This is a genomic window from Emticicia sp., assembly GCF_049241225.1.
Taxonomy (GTDB): Bacteria; Bacteroidota; Bacteroidia; order Cytophagales; family Spirosomataceae; genus Emticicia.
Map to the genome: position 1 here is coordinate 2,783 of NZ_JBMLRC010000143.1, position 5,713 is coordinate 8,495.

The window sequence follows — 5,713 nt, forward strand, 5'->3', positions numbered from 1 at the left end:
TTCACCACCACACACTCGACCGCTCTTCGCTCGACGAGTTTCGCCAACGTTTTCCAGCTTATTTAGATGCCGATAAGTTTGTAATTAATCTATAATTGGTCAGCTTTTGTAAGAATGTCATTGATAAAAGTTCTCGCTTTTACTTCTTTTAGTGCTGCATATTGCTTTTTATCTTGGTTAGCAGCAACGGCAATCTCATATTTTAGTTGTTGGTATTCAGTTCTGGCAGTTTCATTAGCAATCAGATAATTTCTGAATCTAATATGTCTTTGCAATTCTTCACTATCAACAGGGCAGACATATAAATGATGCGTAATTGCGTCGAGTATTTGGTGTTTACTCCACCTGTTTTTTCTTTTAAATACCTCTCTATTTATAATTCCCTGATTTCCATTGTGGAAATATCCTATTTTCTCCAATCCCTTTTTTATTGTTTCAAAAGACACATCTTTTCCGTAAACAATATCAACATCAATGATTGGTTTGGCTGCCAACTTCGGAACGGCGGTGCTTCCAACGTGTTCAATAGATATATTAAGACCTATCAAAGCATCAGTAATAACACTTTCGATAGCCTTGAAATCTTCTACCCATTTTTCTTGATATTCTTGAATCAGCATCGTTTTTTCTTATCCTAATCAAACAACTTTAATAGAAACACTTCCCACTTTCATACCTTTTTCGACATATCGATGTGCTTCGGCAACTTCTTCCAAAGTGTATTGTCTATCAATTATAGCCCGAAGATGCCCCTTTTCGGCTAAATCTTTGAAAAACTCTACTTGTTCTTTCGTATCTTTTGGAATTGGGAAAATGATTTTCTTGGTAAAAAGTGGTAAATAAACATTCTGAGATAAATACCCAAGTTCGGTCGAAAAGTATGTGCCGTTTTCTTTCAACAGTTTTTTGCACTTGAAAAACGAACTTTTGCCAACGGCATCAAAGACCAAATCAAACTTTTTATCGGTATCCGTAAAATCTTCTTTCGTATAATCTACCACAAAATCGGCTCCGAGAGTCTTTGCTAAAGCGAGATTTTTAGTATCGGTTACGGCTGTTACCTCCGCTCCGAAATATTTTGCCAACTGCAAGCCCGAACTCCCAATCGAGCCAGAAGTTCCATTGATAAGTATTTTGGTCGTGCTATCAATCTTGAATTTTGTTAAATAATTTAAAGCCAGATAGGGTCCTTCACAAATACAAGCAGCTTCGTAGAACGTGAAATTTTGTGGCTTGAGGGCAATAGAAGCACTTTCGGGTATGGCGAGGTATTCGGCATGAGTGCCAAAGTTTGATGTGCTTAGTCCAAATATTTCATCTCCGACTTTAAATGACTTAACATTTTCGCCGATTTGTTCAATAATTCCTGCAAATTCGCTACCGAGAGTGTGAAATCTCGGTTTAAAAAGTCCCGTAAATAATCTTGAAATAAAATATTCGGCCGAACGCAAACCCGTATCAGTTCGATTGACGGTTGTTGCATAAACTTTCACCAAAACTTCGTTAGGCTTTGGTATCGGTTTCTCAATTTCTTGTAGTTTAAGTACATCAGCCGAGCCGTATTCAGTATTTATAATAGCTTTCATAATCTTGTTTTTGATTCAAAACAAAAGCTAAGCAGCAAAATAAACCACCAAATATTGACAAAAGGCAATAAAAGACTTTATTAGGGGAAATTTAATGCCTCTTGTGACTTAAAGCAGCAGAGCTGCGTGATAATTGTAGTAATAATGTAAACAAGCACACAAAAGCTACGTAGTAGCGTAATATTGAGTTTGATGAGTATAATATTATGCTACTACGTAGCTTGAGTGAGGTTATCGCTCAACATTTCTACAAATATTAAGGTACTCTGTACCTTTTTGCATAACATCAGGAATAATTATGCCGCCACAAAAAAATCCTGCACTTCGTGGGGTTGTACTTTTATAACATTGGCCAATACCAATACTATTAAAGTTCGGGAAGCGACTTTTCGAGGAATATTGGCAATGCTGGCGTAGGTATCTACCGTGATGGTTGGATTTTCGGCCAAATATTTCATCAAAATTCGTTCTTTTTCTCCGTAATTAAACTTGATATTCAGCCCCTTGCGTTCGCCTTTCAGAATTTCTCGCATTTCTTTGCTGGCTTGCACTGAGCGGTCGGCTACACGTACATACGCCCGACGGTTTTCGGCAATCCCATCTAAATCTACGTAGTGTGGCTTAAACGGACTTTTCTGAATATCATAAATTAAAACCTCACGCTCGCCCTCAACAATTAGGCGTTCGAGATGATAATCAATGGCAGGATAAATGTATTTTTCGATGGCTTTTTGCAGAATATACTCATCTTCATCGGGAAATTTCAAGCCTTTTATGCTCTTGTCGTCGCCGATGCCCACAATCAATTTTCCACCATCGGTATTGGCGAAAGCAACCATTTCCCTGACAATCTTCTCAGGGTGATTGGTTTTTAGTTTAAATTCTACGAACTTGTTTTCGCCGTGGCGAACCAGTTCTTTTAGTACCCGTAAATCAATTTTTGACTGTTGGGTTGGTTGGTAATCCACCATCATTTCTCGAATGATTGGGTTATGGTTCTTTACAGCAGTCTTGTGTGGTGGAAAGAACGTAAAAATCTTTTTTAAAAATATACTTTTTGCCTTGATTATCAAAGAACCTCAACAAAATTTTCAAGTATTTAACACATATTAGCATAACTTAGTTTAATTTCGTTTGTTTAAAACTAACCTAACCCAAAATGAAAAAACTTCTACTATTCTCACTTTTTTCTATGAGTACTCACATTATTACTGCCCAATCAAAAACCATTGGTAAAATCGACCGCTACGATGCCGCTTTAGACAAAATTTTAGATGCGAACACCAAAATTGAAGTTTTGGGCGAAGGTTTTGTCTGGTCGGAAGGTCCAGCTTGGGTAAAAGATGGCGAATATCTGTTGTTTTCGGATGTACCCGCCAATACAATTTATCGCTGGAAAAAAGGCGAAGAAATTACTGAGTTTTTAAAACCTTCGGGCTATACTGGAATTCCACCATACAGCGACGAGCCAGGAAGCAACGGTTTGATTATCAATCGAGTAGGAAATCTGGTTTCGTGCGAACACGGCGACCGAAGATTGGCAGAAATGCCGCTGACTTTTGGCGGAAAACGTACATTGACCGATAATTATATGGGAAAAAGATTTAATAGCCCAAACGATGTCGTACAGAAATCAAACGGAGATTATTATTTTACCGACCCACCGTATGGTCTACGCCAAAAAGAAGATGACCCAAGTCGTGAAACGCCACTTTTTGGCGTTTATAGAGTTGATAAGACAGGGAAAACGACATTAATTATTGAAGATTTAACTCGCCCGAATGGTTTGGCATTTTCGCCCGATGAAAAAACGCTTTACGTGGCACAGTCTGACCCTGACCGTGCTTATTTGATGGCGTACCCCGTTTTTGTTGATGGAAAAGTGGGAAAAGGACGTGTTTTCTATGATATGACCTCAATGGTAAAGCAAGGACTAAAAGGCTTACCCGATGGACTAAAAATTGATAAAAAAGGCAATATTTTTACAACTGGGCCGGGAGGAATCTTGATTTTATCGCCCGAAGCTAAATTATTGGGCAGAATTGATACGGGCGAAGCAACGGCCAACTGTGCGTTCGGAAACGATGGCTCGGTACTATACATTACGGCCGATATGTATTTGCTGAAAGTGCAGACACTGACGATTGGCAATGGTTTCTAAATATTTGTGCCACACTTTATCGAGTTACTGAATCAAAATCGGCATTTTTTCAAGCAGCAGAGATTAAGCTACTGTAGACTTGTCGACTATTGACGGTGGACTGAATTAGTGTGGCACAAAGTTTTGAGATTATTTTTACTTCCCTCCTACTACAACTTCGCAAAGTTCTTCGGCATTGAGGTATTTATTAGCAATTTCCATGACATCTCCGCCTGAGACGGCATTTACTTGCTGAATATAATTTTGGTAAAAATCGCTCGGCAGGTTTTCTAAAATCACTACTTTTTGGCGGTCGGCTACTTCAAATGGTGTATTCAATGAACCTACAAACGAGCCAATCATATAATTTTTGGCTGTTTCGAGTTCGTTTTCTGAAATTTGTTCGGTTTGTAGGCGAATAATTTCTTTGTGTATTTCGTCGATTGTTTGTTGCGTAAATTCTTTTTTCACATCAGTTCCGATAATCAGATAACCACCTTCTTTTTGCGGAATCAACGATGATGAAATACCGTAGGTAAAACCTTTTTCTTCACGGATATTCTTCATTAATCGGCTGCCGAAGTACCCACCAAAAATTGTATTAGTGACTATAAACTTGAAGAAATCGGGATGCGAACGATTAAATAATTTTCTACCAACTCGAATTGAAGATTGTAGATTCTCTGGGCGATTTACAAGCAAATTCTCGCCAACTTTTGGGGTTTCTGGAAATTTCTCTTCTAATTTTTCTGGTAAACTGGCTGGCATTTGCCCAAAACTTTCGTTCAAGGCTCTTATTTCTTCTTCACCGAAATTTCCCGATAAAAAAATCGTGAATGATTTTCCGCTGATTTGTTTCACATAAAACTCACGAACTGCTTCGGGCGTAATATTCTCGATAATGGCTTGATTGACCGATTTTCCGTAAGGATGATTTGCACCAAAAATCTGTTCTCTGAAAGTTTGGCTGGCCACAAAAGCAGTTTTTTCGAGATTGACTTTGAGGGTTTGCGAAGCGATATTTCTTTGCATTGAAAACTCTTTTTCGGGAAAAACCGACTCTGAAATCATTTCTTTGAGCATCGGCAAAAGTTTTGTTAGATGCTTGGTTAGTCCGTGAACCGTAATAGCAAGTCGCTCGAAAGATTGTGTAATTTCGGTAAAAGCTCCAAACTGGTCAAAAAACTCGCTAATTTCGGCGGCTTTATGATCTTTTGTGCCTTCAGTAAGCATTTTTGAAACAAAGAGAGATTCTCCGCCAATGGCATCGAATTTACTACCCGCATCAAAAATCAATTCCAAACGCATTACTGGCTGCTCGCCCGCTCGTATTGTATAAAGTGGAATATTATTATCAAGAATTATCTTTTCAGCAGTCGGAATATTTACGTGTTCTACTTTCCTTGATGGTGGAGCAATGGTTCGGTCTAAAATCATCAAAAATCTATTTATAATTTATCGAATATGGTGTCAGTGAAAACGCTATAACTTGTCAGATTACCTCATCCTAAATCCTTCTCCTCAAAGGAGAAGGACTTCTACTTGAAGGAAATTCAAGCCCCTTTCCTCGCAGGAGAGGAGTTGGGGGAGGTTAATCAGGCATAACCTAACAGCAATGGTGAAAACGCTGACGTAAATGTATAGCTAAAAAGTAAAATTTTAACCTTCTACATAGAAAAACGCACTTATGAAGATAAAAGTTTATCGACATAAGTGCGTTTTTATTTACTCTTTACTTAATTTACTCTAAACTCAATCCGTAGCAGGTCGTACGAGCCGAACTTTGGTACGTTCCGCAAATCATTACGCCTTCTTCTTCATTTTCTTTGGCTTCTTTGATGGCAGCCTTGAAATCATTTGCCGAATTGATGCGTTTATCTCCCACTTTCATAATTACGAAACCTTCACGCATTTGTGTATAATCAGCAATATCTCCTTCATAGATTTTCTTCACCATTACTCCACCCTGAATACCCATGCGTTGCTT

General features: G+C 38.4%; 5 protein-coding genes and 1 pseudogene. 1 reads left to right on the forward strand and 5 read right to left on the reverse strand.

Features of this window, described 5'->3' with window-relative positions; translation table 11 throughout:
- Positions 1-89 precede the first annotated feature (89 nt).
- From ACOVO2_RS08545 to ACOVO2_RS08555, 3 genes are all read right to left on the reverse strand, one after another.
- Positions 90-620 (reverse strand): GrpB family protein, encoded by a 531-nt coding sequence (locus ACOVO2_RS08545; protein WP_421769555.1) that lies wholly within the window; start codon positions 618-620, stop codon positions 90-92.
- An 18-nt stretch (positions 621-638) separates the two neighbouring features.
- Positions 639-1,586 carry an NAD(P)-dependent alcohol dehydrogenase gene (locus tag ACOVO2_RS08550; RefSeq protein ID WP_421769556.1) on the reverse strand — a complete coding sequence of 316 codons (948 nt, stop codon included), beginning with the start codon at positions 1,584-1,586 and terminating at the stop codon, positions 639-641.
- Between the two features lie 296 nt (positions 1,587-1,882).
- Complete coding sequence (locus ACOVO2_RS08555; RefSeq protein ID WP_188767192.1) at positions 1,883-2,560, reverse strand: helix-turn-helix domain-containing protein; 678 nt, start codon at positions 2,558-2,560, stop codon at positions 1,883-1,885.
- Between the two features lie 185 nt (positions 2,561-2,745).
- Between ACOVO2_RS08555 and ACOVO2_RS08560 the strand changes: the two genes are divergently transcribed.
- On the forward strand, positions 2,746-3,747 hold the full coding sequence (locus tag ACOVO2_RS08560; protein ID WP_421769557.1) for an SMP-30/gluconolactonase/LRE family protein: 1,002 nt from the start codon (positions 2,746-2,748) through the stop codon (positions 3,745-3,747).
- A gap of 135 nt (positions 3,748-3,882) precedes the next feature.
- Here the strand turns inward: ACOVO2_RS08560 and ACOVO2_RS08565 are convergent, their stop codons facing one another.
- Positions 3,883-5,163, reverse strand: coding sequence for a M16 family metallopeptidase (locus ACOVO2_RS08565; protein WP_421769558.1), 1,281 nt, complete (start codon positions 5,161-5,163; stop codon positions 3,883-3,885).
- A 304-nt stretch (positions 5,164-5,467) separates the two neighbouring features.
- Positions 5,468-5,713: pseudogene (locus ACOVO2_RS08570) on the reverse strand (serine protease); the annotation flags it as partial.

What these genes read in the sequence shown, in the direction of transcription:
- ACOVO2_RS08555 (WP_188767192.1), bottom strand. Translation starts at nt 2,560, where the DNA reads ATGATGGTGGATTACCAACCAACCCAACAGTCAAAAATTGATTTACGG.
- ACOVO2_RS08550 (WP_421769556.1), bottom strand. Translation starts at nt 1,586, where the DNA reads ATGAAAGCTATTATAAATACTGAATACGGCTCGGCTGATGTACTTAAA.
- ACOVO2_RS08560 (WP_421769557.1), top strand. Translation starts at nt 2,746, where the DNA reads ATGAAAAAACTTCTACTATTCTCACTTTTTTCTATGAGTACTCACATT.
- ACOVO2_RS08545 (WP_421769555.1), bottom strand. Translation starts at nt 620, where the DNA reads ATGCTGATTCAAGAATATCAAGAAAAATGGGTAGAAGATTTCAAGGCT.
- ACOVO2_RS08565 (WP_421769558.1), bottom strand. Translation starts at nt 5,163, where the DNA reads ATGATTTTAGACCGAACCATTGCTCCACCATCAAGGAAAGTAGAACAC.